17 protein-coding genes are annotated in these 21,054 nt (G+C 62.5%); 8 read left to right on the top strand and 9 right to left on the bottom strand.

Going from position 1 to position 21,054, the window contains the following annotated elements; translation table 11 throughout:
- Positions 1 to 92 precede the first annotated feature (92 nt).
- The 5 genes from pstS to ACIQ2A_RS20590 all read right to left on the bottom strand — a co-directional run bounded on the left by pstS (position 93) and on the right by ACIQ2A_RS20590 (position 5,914).
- Positions 93 to 1,103, bottom strand: a complete 1,011-nt coding sequence (pstS, locus tag ACIQ2A_RS20610; RefSeq protein WP_398482798.1) for a phosphate ABC transporter substrate-binding protein PstS — start codon at positions 1,101 to 1,103, stop codon at positions 93 to 95.
- Between the two features lie 442 nt (positions 1,104 to 1,545).
- Positions 1,546 to 2,844 carry a sensor histidine kinase gene (locus ACIQ2A_RS20605; RefSeq protein ID WP_398482796.1) on the bottom strand — a complete coding sequence of 433 codons (1,299 nt, stop codon included), beginning with the start codon at positions 2,842 to 2,844 and terminating at the stop codon, positions 1,546 to 1,548.
- 67 nt (positions 2,845 to 2,911) lie between these two features.
- Positions 2,912 to 3,958 (bottom strand): lysylphosphatidylglycerol synthase domain-containing protein, encoded by a 1,047-nt coding sequence (locus ACIQ2A_RS20600; RefSeq protein WP_398482794.1) that lies wholly within the window; start codon positions 3,956 to 3,958, stop codon positions 2,912 to 2,914.
- A 253-nt stretch (positions 3,959 to 4,211) separates the two neighbouring features.
- Entirely contained in the window at positions 4,212 to 4,514 is a 303-nt protein-coding gene (locus tag ACIQ2A_RS20595; RefSeq protein WP_398482792.1) for a hypothetical protein, read from the bottom strand.
- Complete coding sequence (locus ACIQ2A_RS20590; RefSeq protein WP_398482790.1) at positions 4,511 to 5,914, bottom strand: OmpA family protein; 1,404 nt, start codon at positions 5,912 to 5,914, stop codon at positions 4,511 to 4,513. The genes ACIQ2A_RS20595 and ACIQ2A_RS20590 overlap by 4 nt, the downstream gene beginning before the upstream one ends.
- A 163-nt stretch (positions 5,915 to 6,077) precedes the next feature.
- On the opposite strand from ACIQ2A_RS20590, the gene ACIQ2A_RS20585 reads away from it, so the two are divergent.
- On the top strand, positions 6,078 to 7,133 hold the full coding sequence (locus ACIQ2A_RS20585) for a polysaccharide deacetylase family protein (RefSeq protein WP_398482788.1): 1,056 nt from the start codon (positions 6,078 to 6,080) through the stop codon (positions 7,131 to 7,133).
- Between the two features lie 123 nt (positions 7,134 to 7,256).
- Here the strand turns inward: ACIQ2A_RS20585 and ACIQ2A_RS20580 are convergent, their stop codons facing one another.
- Complete coding sequence (locus tag ACIQ2A_RS20580; protein WP_398482786.1) at positions 7,257 to 7,985, bottom strand: CBS domain-containing protein; 729 nt, start codon at positions 7,983 to 7,985, stop codon at positions 7,257 to 7,259.
- Between the two features lie 289 nt (positions 7,986 to 8,274).
- On the opposite strand from ACIQ2A_RS20580, the gene ACIQ2A_RS20575 reads away from it, so the two are divergent.
- The 3 genes from ACIQ2A_RS20575 to ACIQ2A_RS20565 all read left to right on the top strand — a co-directional run bounded on the left by ACIQ2A_RS20575 (position 8,275) and on the right by ACIQ2A_RS20565 (position 11,621).
- Complete coding sequence (locus tag ACIQ2A_RS20575) at positions 8,275 to 9,081, top strand: SDR family NAD(P)-dependent oxidoreductase (protein ID WP_398482783.1); 807 nt, start codon at positions 8,275 to 8,277, stop codon at positions 9,079 to 9,081.
- A gap of 183 nt (positions 9,082 to 9,264) precedes the next feature.
- On the top strand, positions 9,265 to 9,999 hold the full coding sequence (locus tag ACIQ2A_RS20570) for a cysteine hydrolase family protein (RefSeq protein ID WP_398482781.1): 735 nt from the start codon (positions 9,265 to 9,267) through the stop codon (positions 9,997 to 9,999).
- Entirely contained in the window at positions 9,996 to 11,621 is a 1,626-nt protein-coding gene (locus ACIQ2A_RS20565) for a regulator (protein WP_398482778.1), read from the top strand. Before ACIQ2A_RS20570 ends, ACIQ2A_RS20565 begins: the two co-directional genes overlap by 4 nt.
- A gap of 143 nt (positions 11,622 to 11,764) precedes the next feature.
- Here the strand turns inward: ACIQ2A_RS20565 and ACIQ2A_RS20560 are convergent, their stop codons facing one another.
- From ACIQ2A_RS20560 to ACIQ2A_RS20550, 3 genes are all read right to left on the bottom strand, one after another.
- Positions 11,765 to 13,810 (bottom strand): methyl-accepting chemotaxis protein, encoded by a 2,046-nt coding sequence (locus ACIQ2A_RS20560; protein WP_398482776.1) that lies wholly within the window; start codon positions 13,808 to 13,810, stop codon positions 11,765 to 11,767.
- Between the two features lie 270 nt (positions 13,811 to 14,080).
- Positions 14,081 to 14,770: a 3-oxoacid CoA-transferase subunit B gene (locus ACIQ2A_RS20555; protein ID WP_398482774.1), complete on the bottom strand. Its 690-nt coding sequence runs from the start codon at positions 14,768 to 14,770 to the stop codon at positions 14,081 to 14,083.
- Positions 14,767 to 15,438, bottom strand: a complete 672-nt coding sequence (locus ACIQ2A_RS20550; RefSeq protein ID WP_398482772.1) for a 3-oxoacid CoA-transferase subunit A — start codon at positions 15,436 to 15,438, stop codon at positions 14,767 to 14,769. Before ACIQ2A_RS20550 ends, ACIQ2A_RS20555 begins: the two co-directional genes overlap by 4 nt.
- Positions 15,439 to 15,661: 223 nt before the next feature.
- Here ACIQ2A_RS20550 and ACIQ2A_RS20545 point away from each other — a divergent pair, with 223 nt between their 5' ends.
- The 4 genes from ACIQ2A_RS20545 (at position 15,662) to ACIQ2A_RS20530 (ending at position 20,951) form a co-directional block, all read left to right on the top strand.
- Positions 15,662 to 16,147 (top strand): (2Fe-2S)-binding protein, encoded by a 486-nt coding sequence (locus ACIQ2A_RS20545; RefSeq protein ID WP_398482770.1) that lies wholly within the window; start codon positions 15,662 to 15,664, stop codon positions 16,145 to 16,147.
- Positions 16,148 to 16,328: 181 nt separating this feature from the next.
- Positions 16,329 to 18,683: a xanthine dehydrogenase family protein molybdopterin-binding subunit gene (locus ACIQ2A_RS20540; protein ID WP_398482768.1), complete on the top strand. Its 2,355-nt coding sequence runs from the start codon at positions 16,329 to 16,331 to the stop codon at positions 18,681 to 18,683.
- Positions 18,684 to 18,820: 137 nt separating this feature from the next.
- A complete protein-coding gene (locus ACIQ2A_RS20535; RefSeq protein WP_398482766.1) occupies positions 18,821 to 19,621 on the top strand; it encodes an FAD binding domain-containing protein in 801 nt (266 codons plus the stop codon).
- Positions 19,622 to 19,874: 253 nt separating this feature from the next.
- Positions 19,875 to 20,951, top strand: a complete 1,077-nt coding sequence (locus ACIQ2A_RS20530) for a CaiB/BaiF CoA transferase family protein (protein ID WP_398482764.1) — start codon at positions 19,875 to 19,877, stop codon at positions 20,949 to 20,951.
- Positions 20,952 to 21,054: the final 103 nt, after the last annotated feature.

The following is a 21,054-nucleotide window of genomic DNA, read 5'->3' as shown; positions in this document are numbered from 1 at the left end:
TGTCAGGGCGCGAAGCTCGAAAAGGAAAAGTGAAATCAGTTCAGAAAGAAGCGGAGGAGAGATGCCCCTCTCCTCCGCGCAAGAGCGAAAGCTTAGCTCTTGATGTCCGAGGACCAGGTCTTCTCGATCAGCTTGACGACCGAGTCCGGCATCGGGATGTAGTCGAGTTCTTCGGCAGCCTTGCTGCCCTTTTCGAACGACCACTTGAAGAACTTGATCGCTTCAGCCGAGGCCGCCTTGTCGGTCGGGGCCTTGTGCATCAGGATGAAGGTCGCGGCAGTGATCGGCCACGAAGCGTCGCCCGGCTGGTCGGTCAGGATCACGTAGTAACCCGGAGCCTTGGCCCAATCGGCATTGGCAGCAGCGGCCTGGAAGGCAGCGACGGTCGGCTGCACAGGCTTGCCAGCCTTGTTGATCATGCCGGCATAGGTCAGCTTGTTCTGCTTGGCATAGGCGTATTCGACGTAACCGATCGAATTCTTGGTCTGGCCGACGTTGCCGGCGACGCCTTCGTTGCCCTTGGCGCCAACGCCAACCGGCCACTCGACAGCGGTGCCGGTACCAACCTTGGACTTCCAGTCAGCCGAAGCCTTGGAGAGATAGTCGGTGAAGTTGAAAGTGGTGCCCGAACCGTCCGAACGACGAACGACGGTGATGGCAGCCGACGGCAGCTTCAGCTTCGGATTGAGCTTGGCGATCGCGGCGTCGTCCCAGGTCTTGACGGTGCCGAGATAGATGGCGCCGAGAACTTCGCCCGAGAGGACCAGTTCGCCCGACTTTATGCCTTCGAGGTTCACGACCGGAACGATCGCGCCCATCACCTGCGGCCACTGAACCAGGCCATCCTTTTCGAGCTGCTCGGCCTTGAGCGGCGCGTCGGTGGCGCCGAAGGTCACGGTCTTGGCCTGGATCTGCTTGATGCCAGCGCCCGAGCCGATCGACTGGTAGTTCAGACCGTTGCCGGTTTCCTTCTTATAGGCGTCGGCCCACTTCGAGTAGACCGGGAAAGGGAAGGTCGCGCCGGCACCGGTGATGTCGGCAGCGAAGGCCGAGGTCGACGCGGCCACGAGGCCCGCAGCGACGATCGCTTTAAGGAATTTCATGGGTATCTCCAATTTGTCGTGAGCGATGCGCGTATGCGCCCGATTGCGCTCACCCCGCCCATGTAGGTGCGGTCAGTTGAGCTTTTATGATAGCTAGATGACAGTTGGATGACTAAGACAAGCCGTTGATAACGTTATTATTTCTCGGATTTAAATACCGGGCTCCGCACAGAAAATGGGATTTTCGCGGGTTTCCATGACAAAGCTTGTGCAGCGCAAAAGACCGGGTTCCCGCGGTTAACAATATGTTTCCATGAGAGGAATCCGGCATTTTCACTCATAGCCGTCTGCACTCGCCCGCAACGGGAAAACGGCACGGTGACGCCATGTCGCAGGGGTGGCGGACATGAAATCCGGCGCAAAAAAGCCGGCGCAGACGGGCCTCTGCTGCCGGCTTTATTGAATGTTCAGGCACAATGCGGGGACAGCCCAGGTGGCCGCCTCAGGCGACTGGCGTTGCCACTTTCGCCTGCGGGAATGCCGCCGTGAAGGTCGCACCGTTCTTCGGCACGCTTTCGATCAGCAACCGGCCACGGTGGCGGTTCAGGATATGTTTCACCAGTGACAGGCCGAGGCCGGTGCCGCCCTGGGCGCGGCTATCGCCGACATCGACGCGATAGAAGCGCTCCGTCAGCCGCGGCAAGTGTTCCGGCGCGATACCGGGGCCAAAGTCGCGCACCGACACACGGATTTCGGAGGCGCCATCGGTGGTCGATGCGGGAGCCAGAGTGACTTCGACCCGCCCCCCCGAGGCGCCGTATTTCAGCGCGTTCTCGATCAGGTTCTCGAATAGCCGCAGCAACTCCTCACGGTCACCGGCGACCGTCACCGGCCCCTCGGGGACGTGCATCTCGATCTTCACGCCGCGCTCGGTCGCCATCAGTTCGAGACTGTCGCCGACTTGGCGGATGATCGGCAGGATGTCGACCAGCGTATCCGGGCGGACATGAGCCGACAGTTCGACCCGCGACAGCGACAGCAGATCGTCGATCAGGCGCGCCATGCGTGTCGCCTGGGTGTGCATGATGCCGAGAAAGCGTTCGCGCGCCCGCACATCGTCCTTGGCCGGGCCCTGCAGCGTATCGATGAAGCCGGACAGCGCCGCCAGTGGCGTGCGCAATTCATGGCTGGCATTGGCGACGAAATCGGCGCGCATTTCCTCGACACGACGGATCGGCGTCTGGTCGTGAAAGGTCATCAGCATGCAGGTATCATTGCCGCCGAACGCAGTGGGCACCTGGATCGGCGTGATCATCAGGTCCATCCAGCGATCGACCGGCACATGATCCACATAGGACGTCCGGCGCGGCTCGGTATTTGCAATGGCCTCGCGCAAGGCGCTGATGATTTCCGGCGAGCGCAGCGCGAATTGCGCGAGCTCGCCCTTGCGCAGGGCCGGTGCCAGTTGGGCGGCGGCAGCGTTGAGATGGATCACGCGGCCAGCACGATCGAGCAGCACCGCAGGATCCGGAATGCCGCCAACCACCGCGCGCACCACCGGTTGTTCGATCGGATTGACCAGCGCCTCGTCGCGCTTGGCGTCACTGTCATGCAGCCGCCACGGCACCAGCGCGGCGCCTGCAATACACGCAAATACGATTCCGGCGCGTAGTGGCGTCAGCTCGCCAAAAAAGACCAGCGCGGCGAGCGCCAGCGCCGCCACGAGCAGAATGATCGCAGCATGCCTCAGCCGATCCGGCCAGGGTGAGAACATCGATGGAGGGGAAGCTTCAATGGCCATCGGGGCAATGTCTCTTTCGGCAGCGCTTGTTTCAGCAATCTGGTCCTGCCGGGGGCGCCCGCTCATGTCAGGTGGCCGGCCCGCCACGATCGTTCAAGGTCCGGCTTACCGCTGAAGGAGCCTCAGCCGCGACTGGCTGCAACTTTTTTGATCTCGCGCCGACAATAAGCTCGCGAAACGTCAGTAGCATGACTGAAATAAAGAACGGCCCAAGGTAATACAACACCCGGAACAACAACATGCCGGCCAGTAGCTGCTCCTGGTCCATCATCTCCAGACCAACGAGCATCGCCGCATCGAACACGCCAAGACCACCCGGCGAGTGGCTGGCGAAGCCGAGCAATGTCGCAGCGACGAACACCACAGCGACAGTCACGAAATCGACGCCGGGCGTGTTGGGCACCAGCATGTACATGGCCAGCGCGCAGAAGCCGAGATCGACGATGCCGATGACGATCTGCAGCAATGTCAGCGGCCCGCCCGGCAGCACAACAGACCACGGCCCACGACCCACGCTGCGCGGCTTCATCCATACCCAGATCACATAGCCGACGAGGCCTGCGAGCACGACGTAAGCGAGGACACGATTGACCGCCGGCGGCACCTGATTGATCGCGCTGGCGGCTTCCGGGTGATAGGCGATGCCCATGCCGAGCACCGCGAGGTTGCCGAGCCAGAAGGTGAGGCCGGCGAGAAACACGATCTTGGCGACATCGACCGCCGAGAGATTCCATGCCGAATAGATGCGATAGCGCACTGCGCCGCCAGTGAAGACGCTAGCACCGACATTGTGGCCGATGGAATAGCTGGTGAAGGCCGCCAGCGCGTTGACGCGATAGGGCACGTCCCTGCGGCCAATAGTGCGGACCGCAAACCAGTCATAGAAAGTCAGCGTGAAATAGGCCGCAGCGACCGACAGGGCCGACAGCACGATCAGCCGCGGCTCGGTCTCGGCGATGAACTTGAAAACCCGCGCGGTATCGACGTTGCGGAGCTTGTGATAAAGCATCCAGCAGGCGATGGCGATCACGGCGATGCTGGCCAAGACACCGAGTTTGTGCAGGATTTGCTTCTCGCGCAGAAACGTGGCCGTCCTGCGTATTGCTTCCAGCATCTCAACCTCGAATGCGATCCCAGCTCTGGGATGTCAGACCAACCCTGTCAGACCCGCTGTGGCGGAACCGCTACCTCATCACTTTCGTCACGCTGTTTCCAGCAGAACCCTCGTAGCGCGTTTCCCTGTGAAACGGAATCGGGGTCGTCCTGACAATGGCGTTTTGCCGCAAAATATTGCGCGAGGCCTAACAAACCACCCGCATTTCTTGCGGCAACGCTGCGGCAAAATGCCGGCTTCAGTGCGACCGCCATCACTGCCGAAAACGGGCCTGCTGCCGGGTCACCACGATGTCGCGCAACCAGGAGCCGATCGCGCAACCGACCAGATAGAAGCCAAACAAGGCAAGGCCGAGATCCAGCCAGTAACCGAACCGGCCGGGGACGAGTTTAGCCACCGCAATGCCGATAATGATGACAGCGAGCACGGACAGCCGCTGGATCCAGACCCGCGGCACCGACGGACCGCGATAGACCACGGCGATCCAGCCCATGCCGAAGCCGATCAGGAAAGCGCCGAGCAGCCAGCCCCACAGAAGTGTCGCAAGAGCGGTCATGGATTGGGCCTCACCACGAATTCGATCCGGCGGTTTTGGAGCTTGCCGTCTTCGGTATCATTGCTGGCAAGCGGCAGCGTGGCGCCGTAGCCGATGGCTTCAAAGCGATCGCCGGGCAAACCGGCCTTGATGAGATAATCCTCGACCGCCGCCGCGCGCTTTTCCGACAGGGTCTGGTTGAAGGCGGGATCGCCGTCGCCATCGGTATGGCCGACGATGTCGAATTTGGTCAACGGGCAGCGCATGGCGATTTCGACCAGGCGATCGAGCAAGCCCGCAGAATCCGCATTGATGCTGGCGCTCGAAGTTTCGAAGCGGATGCGGCCCTTGGTCAGGTTCTGCTTGAACAGCTGCTGGCAGACGCTGGCATCCACCGGTGCCGACGCAGGCTTCACGGACACTTCGGGCTTTGCCGTCCAGCCCTGCGGCAATTCCTTGCCGAGAGAAGCGCGAATGTCAGTCGCGGCGGCATCGTAAAGCGCGTCACCCGACAGTTTCGCTTCGCGGTCATTGACCACCAGCGTGCCGGTGGACAGCCGCGACAGCGCGCCGAGCGCGGCGGTCACCGCCGGCGCGAAATTGCCGGGGGCGCCGATGCTGGCCTTCAGATTATCGACGACCTTGTCATTGGTGAATTTCCGCTGCGCGGCGGCGACCAAAGCGGCATGGACGTTGTTGTCCGGCACATAGCCCGACAGGGTCAGCGTATTCGCCACCGGATCCTTGTTGGCCTGGAACACGTAAGGCGGCGCCTTCACGTCATTGGCGGCCACCGTGAAGCCTTCGGGCAGGTTCTTCAGTGCCGCCGCAATCGCCTCGCGGCCACCAAGATCGCGCGCCATGCCGGTGATGCTCACGGTGGCGTCCATGATCGTCGCCTTGCCTTCCTTCAGCTTGGCGACCTGATCGAGCAGCAGCACGGCGGCGCCATCGAAGCGTGGTGGTGCACCGCGCTTGAGGCCGGTGCGGTCGGAGACTTCGGTTCCCGCCAGCGCAGCCTTCGCGGCTTCGGCAATGCGCGCCTTGCTGGCCGGCAGCGGCGTGGTGCCCCACAGGGTCACGCGGACATTGTCGCGCTCGGCGACCCAGACGAATGGCTTGGCTTCGGCCACCAGGCGCGTGGCGTCATTGACCAGGCGCACGCCGGGCGCGGCCTCGACGGAACCGACCGCGCTGCGGCGGCCCTCTTCCGAAAAGGCCTCCGCGGCAAACCGCACGTCACGGCCAGCGACCGAGATCTGTGTTTTATCAAGAACCGTGCTTTTCAGCGCATCAAGGCTGCGCGCAGTTAAGTCCGCTTCCAGAGGAGGCGTGCTAAACCAGGCGGCAACGACCCAGAGGATCGCGAGTGGAATGAGCCCGGGCCACCACTTGGCGCTCCACCTGTAAAAACCGTGCATTCGACGTCCTGCGGGAATGGAAACAGAGAGAAAACAAACCCTTGCGGGACTGTCAAACTGAAATCAAGGCCAGCCACTGGCGTGGCGTGGGGTATTGGAATAACGCTTTGTTCAACCGTTTCTGATCATGTCCGTGGATCGCGTCAAAGTGCTGGGTCACAAGATGAAGCAGATTCGTAACACGATCATTCGTGCCGGGCTGGATGCACTTTATTTCAGCGGCGCGCATCGTGTGTTGCGTCCTTTTTTTGGCGGCGTCGGCACCATCTTCATGCTGCACAATGTGCGGCCGGCCCATGCCGGCCCGTTCCAGCCCAACCGCCACCTTGAGATTACGCCTGATTTCCTGCGCGCGACGCTGGCCTATCTGCGCGCCACCGATGTCGATATCGTGACGTCCGACGAAATGCGTCGCCGCCTGACCGAACAGGATTTTTCGCGCCGTTTCGTCTGTTTCACCTGCGACGACGGCTACCGGGATAACCGCGACCATATGCTGCCGGCGATGCGGGATTTCGACGCGCCGTTCTCGGTTTTCGTGACCAGCGACTTTGCCTCCGGCACCGGCCGGCTGTGGTGGGTGGCGCTGGAGCGCGTGGTCGCCAAGGCGTCGCGCCTCGAAGCCCCGATCGACGGCAACATGGTTCGCATCGCAACCGCCTCACTGCCCGAGAAGGAAATGGGGTTCGACCGCCTGCATGGCTGGCTGCGCAGCCTGGGCGAAGCCGATCTGCGCCGCGAGATGACGGCATTGTGCCAGCAGGCCGGGATCGACGAGGACGCGATCAGCCGCGAACTCTGCATGTCATGGGATGAACTGAAGCCGTTCGCCGCTGATCCGCTGGTGACCATCGGCGCGCATACGCTGACGCATTGCAATCTCGCCCAGCAGCTAGAAGCCGTGGCAGCGCATGAACTGGCTGCCAGCCGCGCCAATATCGAGAATGCGCTGCAGAAGCCGGCGCGGCATCTCGCTTATCCCTATGGCGACCGTGCCGCAGCCGGCGCCCGCGAATTCGCACTGGCGCAAGCGGCAGGCTTCCAGACCGCCGTAACGACGCGCCCCGGCGTGATTGCCGCAGAGAATTCGGCCCAGCTCACCGCGCTGCCGCGCGTGTCGCTGAACGGCAATTATCAGGACACGCGCTATCTGCCGGTGCTGACCTCGGGCGCCGCGACCGCGATGTGGAATGGTTTTCAGCGCGTCGGCCAGGGATAAACGCCGAGGCCGTAGGATGGGTTGAGCGCAGCGATAACCCATCACAACAAGCACTGAGCACGTGGTGATGGGTTATCGCTCCGGCGCTTGCGCGCCTGCGCTCAACCCATCCTACGAATCCCCTCACATACCCGTCATCACATGCTTCGTATCCAGCGGCGGGATATAGGTCCCCGACATCGGATCCACCCAGCACAGATGCTCGCGCACCTCGGACACGCCTGCGACGTTCTCTGTTGCCACTACGATGGCCTGCCGCACATTTTCATCGGTGATGAAGCCGATGATATCGACCACGCCGTCTTTCACGCGGACGTCCAGCCCCGCAGGCACCCATTCGCGCGCACGCAACACCGCCAGCACGCGGCGACGGACCAGGGCGTCGCTCGACGCGATCTCCGACGTATTGCGCGTGACATCGGCGATGGCCGCAACGAAATTGTGCCGGCTGACAATGCCGACCAGATGATCGCCCTGCACCACCGGCACGCGCTTGATGCGGTGCCGCTCCATGATCTCGACGATATCGGCAAGCTCGGCGTCGGGGATCACCGAATAGACATTCGGCGTCATGATCTCATGCACTTTTCGCCCCGCTTCGCGCACGAAATCCACCGCCTGACGGCCGGGGCCGCGCAAAAATTCGAGCCAGCGCGGGCGCTTGATCTCGGTGCCGAGCTCCTGGCGGCGCAGGAAATCACGCTCGGTGACAATGCCAATCAGCTTGCCGGCAGCATCGACGACGGGCAGCCCGCTGACATGATGATCGATCATCAGCTTCGCGGCGTCATGGATCGATGCATCCGGCGCGATGGTGACGACCTTGCGGGTCATGATCTGATGGGCCTTCATGGCTGCCTCCTTCGGGCAAACGGACCGCCGGATTGATCCGGCAGGAGGAAGCCTACGCCGATGGGCAATAGCGGCTTTGATATAGAGCAATCAGCCCCACACTCAGCCCTCATCCTGAGGAGCGGCCGCAGGCCGCGTCTCGAAGGATGGCCAAAAAACTCTGCACCAAGCCATCTCATGGTTCGAGACGCGCGCAAAAGCGCGCTCCTCACCATGAGGGGCGGTGCGTGGTTTGCGCTGCGCTCCGTCCACGCTACGATCACCGCAACCACAGCAAACGGGAGGCATCATGTTCACGGATCTGTTTTCACTCAAGGGCCGCGTCGCATTGGTGACCGGCGGTTCGCGCGGCATCGGCAAGATGATCGCGGCTGGCTTCCTCAGCCAGGGTGCCGCCAAAGTCTATATCACCGCACGAAAGGCTGCGGCCTGCGAAGCAACCGCGAAAGAATTGAGCGATGCTTACGCCGGCGAATGCATCGCATTGCCGATTGATATCTCGACCATGACCGGCATCGACATGCTGGCAAGCGAGATCAAGAAGCGCGAGCCGAAGCTCGACATCCTGGTCAACAATGCCGGCGCCGCCTGGGGTGCGGAGTTCGACGAATTCCCCGAAAGCGGCTGGGACAAGGTGATGACGCTGAACGTCAAGGCGCCATTTTTCCTCACCAAGGCTCTGGCCGCACCGCTCCGCGCGGCAGCCTCGGCCAAGCAGCCGGCCAAGGTGATCAATATCGCGTCCATCGACGGCATCTTCGTCAATCCGCTCGAGACCTATTCCTATGCCGCGAGCAAATCCGGCCTGATCCATCTGACGCGCCGCATGGCGGCCAAGTTGATCAAGGATCATGTGGTGGTGACAGCCATCGCGCCTGGCCCGTTCCAGTCCGACATGAACAAGGCCGCGCGCGACAATGCGGATGATGTTGCGACCAAGGTGCCGGCCGGCCGCATCGGCACCGACGAGGACATGGCCGGTGCCGCGATCTATCTCGCCTCCCGTGCTGGCGACTATGTGGTCGGCACGACCCTCGCCGTGGATGGTGGCATCGTCTACGCCAACCCGGGGATCGCAGGCAGCGGCTGGGATTGAGCAGCGGCGACTGCGTTTTGGGCAAGGTGGCGCAGGCTAGTTTTTGAGCAAACCTGCAGCTGCGCCTAACCCTCTGAAATCCATAGCCCTGTATTTGCGGCCTAAAACAATCCCCGCATTGTACACAATGGCACACGCCTTGCTTGATCTCCCGCAGCACTACGCGCGCGGGGAGACCAGACCATGGCGGATGCAACGGGGACAGTAACGGTCGCGGCAGAGCCCGGCCCCATCGACGTGGACCTCGCGTCCACCGCCCTCCTCATCATCGACATGCAGCGCGACTTCATGGAGCCCGGCGGCTTCGGCGAGACGCTCGGCAATGACGTCTCCCAACTCGCCCGCGCGGTGGCGCCGATCGCTGCGCTGCTCGACGCAGCGCGCGGCATCGGGATGACGGTGATCCATACCCGCGAAGGGCACCTGCCCGATCTCTCCGACGCGCCGCCCGCCAAGATCGAACGCGGCGCGCCATCGCTCCGCATCGGCGATCCCGGCCCGATGGGACGCATCCTTATTCGCGGCGAGGCCGGCCACGACATCATTCCCGAACTCTATCCCGTGGAAGGCGAGATCGTCATCGACAAGCCCGGCAAGGGCGCGTTCTACGCCACCACGCTCGGCGCCGACCTGAAAGCGCGCGAGATCGACACGCTGCTGGTCTGCGGCGTCACCACGGAAGTCTGCGTCAACACCACCGTGCGCGAGGCCAATGACCGCGGCTATCGCTGCATCGTCATCGCCGACGGCTGCGCCTCCTACTTCCCCGAATTCCACGAGATGGGCCTGAGAATGATCAAGGCCCAGGGCGGCATTTTTGGCTGGGTCGCCGAGAGCGCGGCGGTGCTCGATGCCATCGACAATTCTGAAAGTGCAGTGGGGACTTCAAACAAACGAGCGGCGGGAGCATCACGATGAACACGAGCGTGGGGACTGCAACGACACCAGGATTCAAGCCGGCGCTGTGGACGCCGGGCGACTGGAATGCGCTGTTCGGCTTCGGCACCAACATCCTGGTCAACATGCTGGTGCTGACCGGACTGCTGCGCTTCGTGCTGAAAATGCCGGACTCGTTGGTATTCGGCCGCATCCTGCCGGCACTCGGCCTGATGATGTGCCTTTCGACGCTGTATTACGCCTATCTCGCTTATCGCCTCGCGCAGAAGACCGGCCGCAGCGATGTCTGCGCGCTGCCGTCGGGCGTCAGCGTCCCGCACATGTTCATCGTCACCTTCGTGATCATGCTGCCGATCACCATCAAGACCGGTGATCCCCTGAAAGGCTGGTCGGCCGGCCTCGTCTGGGTGTTCTTCCAGAGTTTCATCCTGATGATCGGCGGATTCATCGCGCCTTATATCCGCAAGATCACGCCGCGCGCCGCCCTGCTCGGCACGCTGGCCGGCGTCTCCGTCACTTTCATCTCGATGCGGCCGGCGCTGGAGATGTTCATGACGCCGCAGATCGGCCTGATCTGCTTTGCCATCATCATGCTGAGCTGGTTCGGCGGCGTGACTTACTTCCGCAATCTGCCCGCAGGCCTGATCGCCATCGCCGTCGGCATGATCATCGCCTGGGGCTCAAACCTGTTCGGTCTCGGCATTGGCGGGCTGAGCGTGAAAGGCGTCGGCGATGCCTTTGCCAATTTCGGTTTCTCGGTGCCGGTCCCAGCTTTCGGCGCTGTGTTCTCCGGCTTTGAATTCCTCGGCATCATTCTCGTCACCGCGATCCCGTTCGGCATCTATGATCTCGTCGAGGCGATGGACAATGTGGAATCCGCGGAAGCCGCCGGCGACGACTATCCGACCACGCGCGTGCTCACTGCCGATGGTGTGGTGTCGCTGATCGGCTGCCTGATGGGCAACCCGTTCATCAACGCCGTCTATATCGGCCATCCCGGCTGGAAGGCGATGGGTGGCCGCATCGGATATTCCGCCGCGACCGGCCTGATGGTGGTGGTGCTGTCGTGGTTCGGGCTCATCGCGGTCTTGCTGGCGCTGGTGCCGGTCGTCGCGATCTCGCCGATCCTGCTCTATATCGGCATGCTGATCGGCGCACAGGCGTTCCAGACCACGCCGCTGAAACATGCGCCGGCCATCGTCCTCGCCTTCACGCCGCATCTTGCAGCGTGGGGCAAACTACAGATCGACACAATGCTGGGTGCGACGGTGACAGCAGCGCAGGCTGCCGGTCTCGCAGCAGACAAAGTCGGCGAAGTGAAAGCCGCGGCGATCGCATCATTGCCGCAGCAGGGCGTGCTGTATCACGGGCTGGAGGTGATGGGCGGCGGCTCGATCCTCGGCGGCCTCGTGCTGGGCGCCATCGGCGTGTTCATCATCGATCGCGAATTCAGCAAGGCGGCGGCCTTTGCACTCGCTGGTGCCGTGATGACCTGGTTCGGCTTCATGCATGGCGAGGCCGTCGGCTTCGGGGTCACGCCGGGGGTGGCACTGGCTTACGTGGTGGTGGCTGGCGGACTGTATGCGGCGGGGAAATCGGCGGTCAGCGAAGCCGCTGCGCCGATGGCTGTTCCCGCGGAGTAGTCGCTGGGCTACACACGCCACCCTCATCCTGAGGAGTGCGCCAATGGCGCACGTCTCGAAGGATGGCCGCACACGCGGAGCCAGGCCAACTCATGGTTCGAGACGCGCGCAAGAGCGCGCTCCTCACCATGAGGGGCGGAGTGTTACGCCGCCCGGATATTTTCCATGAAGCGATCGAGTTCGGCGCGCAGGCGGGTGCTTTCCGCCGATAGCGTCTGCGCCGAATTCAGCACCTGACCCGAGGCCGCACCGGTCTCCGACGCGCCGCGATTCACTTCGGTGATATTGCCGGCAACCTGCTGGGTGCCATGGGCGACGCGCTGGACGTTTTGCGCGATTTCGCGCGTGGCGGCGCCCTGCTGTTCGACGGCGCTGGCGATCTCCGAGGCGATGCCCGAGATTTCCCCGATGGTGTTGCCGATCTGCTTGATCGCCGCCACCGATTCCTGCGTCGCATTCTGCATGCCGGCGATCTGCGTCGAGATTTCCTCGGTCGCCTTTGCGGTCTGGCTCGCCAGTGACTTCACTTCCGATGCGACCACCGCAAAACCGCGGCCGGCATCGCCGGCGCGTGCGGCTTCGATGGTGGCGTTCAGCGCCAGCAGATTCGTCTGTTCGGCAATCGCAGTGATGAGATCGACGACATCGCCGATGCGCTGGGCGGCGCGCGAGAGCTCACCGATGCGGGCGTCGGTCTGGCGAGCCTGCTCCACCGCCGAGTCGGCGATGTGGCTGGAATTCTGCACCTGACGGCCGATCTCATTGACCGAGAGCGACAATTCTTCGGTCGCGGTCGCCACGGACTGCATGTTGGACGAGGCTTCATCCGACGTTGCCGCGGCCTGTCCGGACAGTTGCTCGGTGGTTTCAGCCGTCCGCGTCAGCGTATTGGCGGCGCTTTCGAGCTGGCCCGACGACACCGACACGCTCGACACGATGGAGCCCACAGCGGATTCGAACTGATCGGCGAAGCGAATCAACTCGCCACGGCGCAGCTGATCGGCAGCGCGGTTTGATTCTTCCTGGGCGGCCGCGTCGCGTTCGGCCTTGGCCACTGCCTGCACCTTGAACTCTTCCACGGCGCCCGCCATGTCGCCGAGTTCGTCGCGGCGGCCGAGCCCCGGCAGCACCACTTCGAAATCACCGGCAGCAAGCTTGCGCATCGCGGCGCACATTTCAGTCATCGGCTTGGCGATGCCGCGGCCGAGCAGCATGGCGAGAACGGCGCCGATCACGAAGCCACCCACGCCCAAGATGATGACGAGCTGCTTGGTATCGGTGACCGTCTTGTCGGATTCGGTCTCCATGCGATGCTGTTCGGTCAGCATGTCGGCCTTCATCTCGGCCGAGAGTTTTGTGATGGCGGCAGCAGATTCCGACATCTCCTTGGCGAGGCCATCGACCTTCTTGGTGTTCTCGACGAACTTCACGAAAGCATCGGCATAGACCTTGGTCTCGTTGACGATCTCCTTCACCTTGGCGGTGATCTTGTCGTCATTGGCATAGACGGTCGCAAACTGATTCTGCAGGAACTTGATGCGGGCCTGCGCGGCGTTCGAGGTCTTGTCCTCGGCCTTGCCGATATAGGTGTTCACCAGCGAGGTCGCGGTGATGAATTGGGTGGTGATTTCCTTCACCTGATCCTGGACTGACGCCATGCCGGCCATGATTGCGGTGTCGCCGAGATCGTCGATCTTGTTGCGCAGCATCAGGCTGGTGCGCGAGAGCTGGTTCGCCGCGATCTGGTCGTTCTCGCTCTTCACCGTGAGAATATCGGCGAAGATCTTGGTGAAGGTGGTGAATTCGCGCGCCAGGCGGGTGATCTTGTCGAGGCGCGCCGAGTCTGTCGCAGCCTTCATCGACTGGTCGATGGCATCTTTCAGCGCCACTTCTGCCGCCTTCGCTGCCTTGGCGTCGGCCTCGTGGCTGGTCAGCACATAATAGCGCGCCAGCGCCTGATAGGAGGTGAGTTCGCGGTCGATATTACGGGCAAGCCCGGATTCCGCGACGGTGGTGCGGTAGGAGACGACGCCACCCGCGATGCGCTCGAAGCCGACATAGGCCATGCCCATGCTGACGGCCGAGATCAGCAGCACCGCGGCAAAGCCGAGCGTCACCTTGGCGCGGAATCTGAGAGCAGGAAACTTCAGAGATCCAGACTTCTTCTGGACAAGCGTCGTCGATGCCACGTTCGGCCCCCCGTTTCTCACTCCCAACACCTCATCGCCAGGCGCAGCCCGCACCTGAAGTGAGTGCCCAAACCTACGGCAGAGAAACTAAGAGCGAGTAAACGGTTACCGGAACCCCGGAGGTTGTGCGACAGGCGGACGGGGCGGAGCGCCGCACCTGTCACCGCCCGGCTTGACCGAGCGGCCCAGTAGACACCGACGCGAGAGGCCAAAACTCAAGCCACCGTTTACTGGATTGCCCGCTTTCGCGGGCAATGACAGCCTGGGGACTCAGGCCGCGATTGCCGGCGGGCTCAGTGCCTGCCAGTCATTGGCCAGCTGCAGCTTCGGCTCGGTGAGCTCCTGCAGCGTCTCCAGCGTCATCCCCTCCACCATCTCGCGCACGAACAGGCCCTGCTCGGTGACATCGATCACCGCCAGATTGGTATAGATGCGCTTGACGCAGCCCGGCGCCGTCAGCGGCAGCCGGCATTTGTTGAGGATGCGCGGCTGTCCACCCTTGTCGGTGTGATCCATGATGACCCGAATCTCCTTGGCGCCGACCGCCAGATCCATGGCGCCGCCGACGCCCGGCGGGAAGCTCGGATCTTCCGTGGTCCAGTTGGCGAGATCGCCGGCTTCGGACACTTCGAATGCACCGAGCAGGCTGACATCGAGATGCTTGCCGCGGATCATCAGAAACGCATCGGCGTGATGCATGAACACCCCACCCTTGATCAGGGTCGTGTAGTTCTTGCCGGCATCGATCAGGTTCTCGTCTTCCGTGCCCGGCTCCGGCTTCGGGCCGAGACCCAGAATGCCGTTCTCGCTGTGGAAGATCACTTCGCGCCCATCGGGCACATAGCTTGCGGCGCGGGTCGGCATGCCGATGCCGAGATTGACGTAAGCGCCTTCCTGCAGGTCCTGCGCGGCGCGCCAGGCCATCTGGTCTCGATTGAGCGGCTTGTATGCTGTCGTCATGCCTTTGCTCCGACTACCACGATACGATCGATGAAGATGCTCGGTGTCACCACCGCTTCCGGATTCATGCTGCCGAGTTCGACCATCTCGTCCACCTGCACGATGCTGAGATCGGCGGCCATGGCCATGATCGGATTGAAGTTACGCGCCGACTGATTGTAGATGAGATTGCCCCAGCGATCCGCCTTCATGGCGCGCAGCAGCGCCACATCGCCCTTCAGCGGCTTCTCGAACACATGCAGCACGCCGTCGATCTCGCGGGTCTCCTTGCCCTCGGCCAGTTTCGTATGCGCAGTCACCGGCGAGAAGAAGCCGCCGAGGCCTGCGGCATGGGCATGCATGCGCTCGCTGATGATGCCCTGCGGCACCAGTTCGAGTTCCAGCGTCTTGTTGCGATAGGCGTTGAGGAACGCGCTGTAATCGCCCGAGCGCGGATAGGAGCAGATCACCTTGGTGACACGACCGGAATTGATCAGCCGGGCGAGACCGACATCGCCATTGCCGGCATTGTTGTGAACGATGGTGAGATTGGTCGCGCCCTGCTCGTGCAGCGCCTCCAGCAGATCGTCGGCAATGCCGACGGTGCCGAATCCGGCCACCAGGACCACCGCCCCGTCCTTCACGCCCGCCACGGCCTCAGCCAGGCTGGCCACTTGCTTGTCGATCACTCCCGAAAACTCCTTGGTGCGGAATTGTTATAGCCGCCAATGGTTTGCGGCGTGTCGCGCGCGGAATAGAGCATCGCGAGGGAGGAAGTTGAAGAGACAAATTTGCAGTCCCCTCTCCCGCAAGCGGGAGAGGGGAAAGAACCACCCCGCCAAATTCCCAGTTGCAATCACGCACACCCGCGCTTCTAATTAGACCAATTAAAAATCATCGGGAGGTCTGCACGTGTCCACAGTGAAACTGACGGTCAACGGCAAAGCCGTTTCCGTCCAGGTCGAAGACCGGACGTTGCTCGTCCATCTGCTTCGCGAAAACCTCAACCTCACCGGCACCCATGTCGGCTGCGATACGTCGCAATGCGGCGCCTGCATCGTCCATATCGATGGCAAGGCCGTGAAATCCTGCACCACGCTGGCCGGCCAGGCCGATGGCTGCAACGTCACCACCATCGAAGGCATCTCGAAAGGCGACCAGCTGCATCCGATGCAGGCTGCCTTCCGCGACAATCACGGTCTGCAGTGCGGCTATTGCACGCCCGGCATGATCATGTCGGCCATCGATATTGTGCATCGCCACAACGGCGACCTCGACGAGCACACGGTGCGCCACGAGCTCGAAGGCAATATCTGCCGCTGCACCGGCTACCACAACATCGTCAAATCGGTACTCGACGCCGCCGGACGCATGAAGGTTGCGCAAGCGGCTGAATGATTCGTTGCCGCCGTCATTGCGAGGAGCCGCAGGCGACGAAGCAATCCAGAAGCCACAAGCGAAGACTGGATTGCTTCGTCGCTACGCTCCTCGCAATGACGGCGTGAAAACCTGAAAGCCAACCGCGCGTTCTGGTGAGAAGCGCGGACATAAAACAACTCCGGCAGGGAGGTCCCACAAGATGGGCGTTGAAGGCATCGGCGCACGCGTTGCGCGCAAGGAAGACAAGCGATTCATCACCGGCCGCGGCCGCTATGTCGATGACGTCAAGGTCATCGGATTGACCCACGCTCATTTCATCCGCAGTCCCCACGCCCACGCCAAGGTGAAGAGCATCGACGCGTCCGCGGCGAAGGACATGCCGGGGGTCGTGGATGTGCTCACCGGCCAGCAGCTGGTGGACGACAAGATCGGCAATCTCATTTGCGGTTGGGCCATCACCTCGAAGGACGGCTCGCCCATGAAGATGGGCGCATGGCCAGCGATGGCGCCGGATACCGTGCGCTTCGTCGGGCAGGCGGTAGCGGTGGTCATCGCCGAGACCAAGAATCAGGCGAAGGACGCGGCCGAAGCCGTGGTTGTCGAATACGAAGAACTTCCCGCCGTCAGCAACATGAAGGCGGCCATCGCGCAGGGCGCGCCGCAGCTGCATCCGGAAGCGCCGGGCAATGTGGTCTATGACTGGTCGATCGGCGACGAGAAAGCGACCAATGATGCCTTCGCCAAGGCGGCGAATGTCGTCTCGCTTGAACTGACCAACAACCGGCTCGTGCCCAATGCGATGGAGCCGCGCGCGGCTGTTGCCGAATATGACCCCGCTGAAGAGCACTTCACGCTTTACACCACATCGCAGAATCCGCATGTGGCGCGGCTCGTACTCTCGGCTTTCTACAATGTCGCGCAGGAACACAAGCTGCGCGTCATCGCGCCCGATGTCGGCGGCGGCTTTGGTTCAAAGATCTTCATCTATCCCGAGGAGATGGTGGCGCTCTGGGCCTCGAAGAAAGTCGAGCGCCCGGTGAAGTGGACTGGCGATCGCTCGGAAGCCTTTCTCACCGACGCCCATGGCCGCGATCACATGTCCCACGCCGAAATGGCGTTCGATGCCAACAACAAGATCCTTGGCCTGCGGGTGAAGACCCATGCCAATTTCGGCGCCTATATGTCGCTGTTCTCGTCCTCGGTGCCGACCTATCTCTACGCTACGCTGCTGTCGGGTCAGTACAACATCCCCGCCATCTATGCGGAGGTGATGGGCGTCTATACCAACACCACGCCGGTGGATGCCTATCGCGGCGCTGGCCGGCCTGAGGCGAGCTATCTGCTCGAACGGCTGATGGAGACATCGGCACGGCAGCTCAATGTCGATCCGGCCGAGCTGCGGCGCACCAATTTCATCACCCAGTTTCCGCACCAGACGCCCGTCATCATGGCCTACGACATCGGCGATTTTGGCGCGGCCTTGGACAAGGCGCTGGAAGCCATCGACTACAAGGGCTTCCCTGCCCGCAAGGCTGTGTCGAAGGCCAACGGCAAACTGCGCGGCCTTGGCTTCTCCTGCTACATCGAGGCCTGCGGCATCGCGCCGTCGAAGGCCGTCGGCTCCCTCGGCGCCGGCGTTGGCCTGTGGGAATCCGCGGAGGTGCGCGTCAATCCTGTCGGCACCATCGAGATCCTCACCGGATCACACAGCCACGGCCAGGGCCACGAGACGACCTTCGCGCAGCTCGTTGCCGATCGTCTCGGCATTTCGATCGATCAGGTCCAGATTGTCCATGGCGACACCGACAAGGTTCAATTCGGCATGGGCACCTATGGCTCCCGCTCTGGCGCCGTCGGCATGAGCGCCATCTTCAAGGCGATGGAGAAGATGGAAGCCAAGGCGAAGAAGATCGCGGCGCATCAGCTCGAGGCCTCGGAAGGCGACATCGTCATCGAGAATGGCGAGTTCAAGGTGACCGGCACCGACAAGTCCATCGCGCTGCCGATGGTCGCGCTTGCTGCCTATACCGCGCATAACCTGCCGGATGGCATGGAGCCGGGCCTGAAGGAAACCGCTTTCTACGACCCCACCAACTTCACCTTCCCCGCGGGCACTTACATCTGCGAGGTCGAGATCGATCCGGGGACCGGCAAGACAGAGATCATCGATTTCGTTGCCGTCGATGACTTCGGCCGCCTCATCAATCCGATGATCGTCGAGGGCCAGGTGCATGGCGGGATCGCCCAGGGCATCGGCCAGGCCATGCTGGAAGCCGCCGTCTATGACGACAACGGCCAGCCGGTGACGGCGTCCTTCATGGACTACGCCATGCCGCGCGCCGACGACGTGCCATCGTTCAAGATCTCGCATTCGATCACGCTCTGCCCGGGCAACCCGCTCGGCATCAAGGGCTGCGGCGAGGCCGGCGCGATCGGCTCCTCGCCCGCGGTGATCAATGCGATCACCGACGCGCTCGGCCACAACAAGCTTGAAATGCCGGCCACGCCCGGCCGTGTCTGGGAAGCGCTGCAGTTGCAGCAGGCAGCAGAGTAACTCCGCCGTCATTGCGAGGAGTGCAGCGACGAAGCAATCCAGAAGGCCAAGTAAAGGAAGACTGGATTGCTTCGCTACGCTCGCAATGACGGCTGAAAGGTCACGAAATCAAATTCATCCCATGAGGGAGCCTCATCATGTACGAGACCACCTATCACCGCGCCGCCAGCGTCGATGAAGCCACCGCGCTGCTTGCCAAGAATCCCGACGCCAAATTTCTCGCCGGCGGCCACACGCTGCTGCCGGTGATGAAGCAGCGCCTCGCCGGTCCGAGTGACGTCATCGACATCGCAAGAATCAAGGACCTGATCGGCATCGAGGTGACCTCCGATGCGCTGATCATCAAGGCCGCGACCACCTATTACGACATCACGCAAAGCACCGCGGCGAAGAAAGCTATCCCGGCGATCGTGCATCTGACGGAAGTGCTCGGCGACCCCGCCGTGCGCTATCGCGGCACCATCGGCGGCTCGCTCGCCAATAATGATCCGGCAGCGGACTATCCGGCCGCTGTGCTTGCATTGAATGCGACTGTGAAAACCAACAAGCGCGAGATTGCCGCGGCTGATTTCTTCCAGGGTCTGTTCACGACGGCGCTGGAAGATGACGAGATCATCACCGCGGTCTCGTTCCCGATACCCGCCAAAGCCGGCTACGCCAAGATGCGCCACCCGGCCTCGCGCTTCGCAATGACCGGTGTGTTCGTCGCGCAAATGAAGGACGGCGAAGTCCGCGTTGCCGCCACCGGCGCAGCGCAGGATGGCGTCATGCGCGTGTCGGCCATCGAGGCCGCCCTTAAACCAAACTGGTCCACAAGCGCCATCGACGGCGTATCGATTTCCGCTGATGGGCTGATGGGCGACATCCACGGCTCCGCCGCCTATCGCGCCAATCTGATCAAGGTGATGGCGCAAAGGGCTGTAGAGGCTGCGGGATAGCGATACGCCTTTCTGTGTCGTTGCCCGGCTCGACCGGGCAACGCAGTAAACACCGCTGCGAGCGGTAGCACACAGCATTTGCTGCAGTGCATACTGGATCGTCCGGTCAAGCCGGGCGATGACAGCAGGATATTCCACGCATAGCCGTATGCATCGCTGCGGCCACAAGCGACTTGCTCTCGTCAATTGCGGCGTTCACAGTTTTCCGAAAGAACGATCTCGTTTCGAGGTCGCATCAACACGGGAAACGCACGTGACCAGCAAACTCTCCGGCCCACTGAAGGGCACACGCATTGTCGAATTCGCCGGCATCGGCCCGGGTCCCTTCGCCTGCATGCTGCTCGCCGATATGGGCGCTGAAGTCATCACGCTGGTCCGCCCGAAGCAGCACCCCAAGGGCGCCTCGGCGCGCGGCCGCAAGATTGTCGAGGTCGATCTCAAGGACAAGGCCAGCATTGCGCAGGTGCTGTCGCTGCTCGACAGCGCCGATGCGCTGGTGGAAGGCTATCGTCCCGGCGTGATGGAGCGCCTCGGTCTCGGCCCCGATGTCGTGCTCGGCCGCAACAAGAAACTCGTCTACGGCCGCATGACCGGCTGGGGCCAGGATGGCCCGCTGGCGCAGGCCGCCGGCCATGACATCAACTACATTTCCATCACCGGTGCGCTCGCCGCCATTGGTGGTGCCGACAAGCCGGTGCCGCCGCTCAACCTGGTCGGCGATTTCGGCGGCGGCTCCATGTATCTCGTGATGGGCCTGCTCGCCGCGATGCTGGAAGCCGGTAAATCCGGTCAGGGCCAGGTGGTGGACGCCGCCATGTGCGACGGCGCGGCCTCGCTCATCACCATGTTCTTCGACATGACGGCGGCCGGCCGCTGGAAGGAAGAGCGCGCGAGCAACATGCTCGACGGCGGCGCGCATTTCTACGGCGTCTATGAATGCAGCTGCAGCAACTTCATCTCGATCGGCTCCATCGAGCCGCAGTTCTATGCGCAGCTGCGCGAACTCGCCGGACTGGGCGATGCGCATTTCGATGCGCAAATGGACCAGAAGCAGTGGGCGGCGTTGAAGGACAAGCTGGTCGCGGTGTTCAAGACCAAGAGCCGCGACGAATGGTGCAAGATCATGGAAGGCACCGATGTCTGCTTCGCGCCTGTGCTGACCATGTCGGAAGCAACCAAGCATCCGCATATGGTGGCGCGCGAAGTCTTCATCCAGCAGGACGGCGCGACCCAGCCGGGCCCGGCACCGCGTTTCTCACGCACGCCATCAGTGGCGCGGGTGCCGGTGAAGGCGGAACTGGGCGAGGCTGTGAAGGGCTGGGCGAGCTAGAACGCTGTAGGAGCGAAGGCGCTCGACTTATCCCTCCCCCAAGCGGCGAAGCCGCGCAGCGGGGAGGGTGGATCGAAGCGAGCGTTCAGCGAGCTTCGAGACG

It is taken from the genome of Tardiphaga sp. (assembly GCF_044336785.1).
In the GTDB taxonomy this organism is placed as follows: domain Bacteria; phylum Pseudomonadota; class Alphaproteobacteria; order Rhizobiales; family Xanthobacteraceae; genus Tardiphaga.
Note: the sequence above shows the minus strand (reverse complement) of the source record. Positions and strands in the feature narration are given on the sequence as shown.

Excerpts from the sequence above, each read along its gene's own strand:
- ACIQ2A_RS20585 (WP_398482788.1), top strand. The coding sequence starts at position 6,078 with ATGAAGCAGATTCGTAACACGATCATTCGTGCCGGGCTGGATGCACTT.
- ACIQ2A_RS20555 (WP_398482774.1), bottom strand. The coding sequence starts at position 14,770 with ATGACGACAGCATACAAGCCGCTCAATCGAGACCAGATGGCCTGGCGC.
- ACIQ2A_RS20540 (WP_398482768.1), top strand. The coding sequence starts at position 16,329 with ATGGGCGTTGAAGGCATCGGCGCACGCGTTGCGCGCAAGGAAGACAAG.
- ACIQ2A_RS20605 (WP_398482796.1), bottom strand. The coding sequence starts at position 2,844 with ATGGCCATTGAAGCTTCCCCTCCATCGATGTTCTCACCCTGGCCGGAT.
- ACIQ2A_RS20570 (WP_398482781.1), top strand. The coding sequence starts at position 9,265 with ATGGCGGATGCAACGGGGACAGTAACGGTCGCGGCAGAGCCCGGCCCC.
- ACIQ2A_RS20565 (WP_398482778.1), top strand. The coding sequence starts at position 9,996 with ATGAACACGAGCGTGGGGACTGCAACGACACCAGGATTCAAGCCGGCG.
- ACIQ2A_RS20595 (WP_398482792.1), bottom strand. The coding sequence starts at position 4,514 with ATGACCGCTCTTGCGACACTTCTGTGGGGCTGGCTGCTCGGCGCTTTC.
- ACIQ2A_RS20580 (WP_398482786.1), bottom strand. The coding sequence starts at position 7,985 with ATGAAGGCCCATCAGATCATGACCCGCAAGGTCGTCACCATCGCGCCG.
- pstS (WP_398482798.1), bottom strand. The coding sequence starts at position 1,103 with ATGAAATTCCTTAAAGCGATCGTCGCTGCGGGCCTCGTGGCCGCGTCG.
- ACIQ2A_RS20575 (WP_398482783.1), top strand. The coding sequence starts at position 8,275 with ATGTTCACGGATCTGTTTTCACTCAAGGGCCGCGTCGCATTGGTGACC.
- ACIQ2A_RS20535 (WP_398482766.1), top strand. The coding sequence starts at position 18,821 with ATGTACGAGACCACCTATCACCGCGCCGCCAGCGTCGATGAAGCCACC.
- ACIQ2A_RS20600 (WP_398482794.1), bottom strand. The coding sequence starts at position 3,958 with ATGCTGGAAGCAATACGCAGGACGGCCACGTTTCTGCGCGAGAAGCAA.
- ACIQ2A_RS20590 (WP_398482790.1), bottom strand. The coding sequence starts at position 5,914 with ATGCACGGTTTTTACAGGTGGAGCGCCAAGTGGTGGCCCGGGCTCATT.